Source organism: Mesorhizobium sanjuanii, from assembly GCF_002529485.1.
Taxonomy (GTDB): Bacteria; Pseudomonadota; Alphaproteobacteria; order Rhizobiales; family Rhizobiaceae; genus Mesorhizobium; species Mesorhizobium sanjuanii.
In genome coordinates, this window is the sequence record NZ_NWQG01000315.1 from 1 (window position 1) to 1,735 (window position 1,735).

Genomic DNA, 1,735 nt, shown 5'->3' on the forward strand with positions numbered 1-1,735 from the left:
CGTCGCAATACCTTCCATAAAACATCGAATGGCTCATGAGCGGCAGGTCAGACCACAGCAAGCGCCGGCCTGGACCGGCTGATTTCATGCTGAGCATCCTGGACCTCGGCTTGCGACCAAAGGGGGGCAATGACGTCGATGGCGTTGCGGTAGATGTTGTACTTCGCGGTCAATACTTTCGCCCGCACCGAATCCGGCTCGAACCGCTGATCGATGCGAACCATGGCTGCGATCGCCGCCGGAATATCGGCATGGATGCCAGTCGCCACGGAAGCGCAGATTGAAGCGCCCTTGGCCCCGAACTCGGTTCCGTTGGCGATCTCGATGGGAAGACCGAGACCGTCGGCGAACATCTGCGCCCAGACAGCACTTCGTGAGGGACCGCCGGCGAGACGGATGACCTTGGGGTTGGCGGCATCCGGGCCGTCGAGCAGATAGGACATGTCATAACGATGGGCGAAAACCACGCCCTCGTAGACCGCCCGCACGACATCGGCGAGCGAAACGCCCGCCTTCAGCCCGAGAAACCCCGCAGGAGCACCCTTGGGACCATCATAGAGGAAGGGAAAGAAGAGGATGTTGTTGTCGCGCGCCAGCGCTCCCGCAACCAGATCGTTGCAGATATCGTAGACGCTGCGGCCTTCGAGCAGCGCTCGCTGCGCTTCGGCCGAAAGCATGGTCTTGCACATCCATTCCAGATTGCTCGCGGAGGTCGGCGTCGCCATGGTCGCCAGAACCTGGCCTGCTACCGGATAAGGCGTCTGGATCGTCGGCAGTGGGTTCAGCGACGGCTTGGCGTGAACGGTCGAGTGAATGCTGAACGTCCCGGCGACCGCGGCAAGCTGGTCCGGACGCTCGACGCCCGAAGCGAGCGAGCAACCGACAACGTCGTACACGCCGCGCACGACCGGCGTGCCGGCACGCAGGCCCGTCTGTCCGGCAGCTTCGTCGCTGATGCCACCGACGATCTCCACTCCGGGACCGATCGGCGGCAGCTTGTCGAGCCATGACGTGAGGCCAGCCTCCTCGAAGGCTTCGCGCGATACTTCGGAGCGGGAGACATTGATGATGCCGGCGCACCCCGCATCTGTCGGGTCGGTCGAGATATCGCCACAAAGACGCATGCGCAGGAAGTCCTTGCACGACATGACATGTGCCGTGCGGCGCAGGACGTCCGGCTCGTTCTCCTGCATCCATGCAAGGATCGGCAATGTCTGACCGGGCCAGATCTGTTGCTGAATGTGCCAAGAGACCGCGGCGGCGCGGCCAGTTGCCGTCCACCGTGCAATCAGCGGAATCGATCGGGTATCAGTGGAAACCAGCGCGTTTCGAACAGGAGTTCCGCGACCGTCGACCAGATAGACGCCGCCGCCATAGCCGGAAGGCGTGACGGCGACTATGTCCCCGGGATCGGTACCGGTCTTTTCCAGCAAGGTCCTGACGCACTCGCACGTTGCGCGCCACATTCTATCCGCATCGCGTTCCGTCCAGCCCTCGTGCGGCAACAACATCACGTTGGCCCGCCGCTCACTGGCGACTTCATTTCCGTGGACGTCAAACAGAACGACTTTCGTCATCGTCCCACCGGCATCGATGCCAACAAGGCGCTCCCGCATGGTTCCTCCTCACACCGGCACGCATCGTCTCCAATCGATGCGCAAGGAACGCGAATTCCCACCCCGGCATTCTCCTCTGGAGTTAGGCTATTTGACCGAGAAAAATTGTCAATCAGATT

General features: G+C 62.0%; 1 protein-coding gene. It reads right to left on the bottom strand.

The window, feature by feature from the left end; all coding sequences use genetic code 11:
• Positions 1–47: 47 nt before the first annotated feature.
• Positions 48–1,616: an FGGY-family carbohydrate kinase gene (locus tag CN311_RS31650; protein ID WP_097577487.1), complete on the bottom strand. Its 1,569-nt coding sequence runs from the start codon at positions 1,614–1,616 to the stop codon at positions 48–50.
• Between the last annotated feature and the right edge of the window lie 119 nt (positions 1,617–1,735).

Coding starts and splice junctions, on each gene's coding strand:
- CN311_RS31650 (WP_097577487.1), bottom strand. CDS start 1,616: ATGCGGGAGCGCCTTGTTGGCATCGATGCCGGTGGGACGATGACGAAA.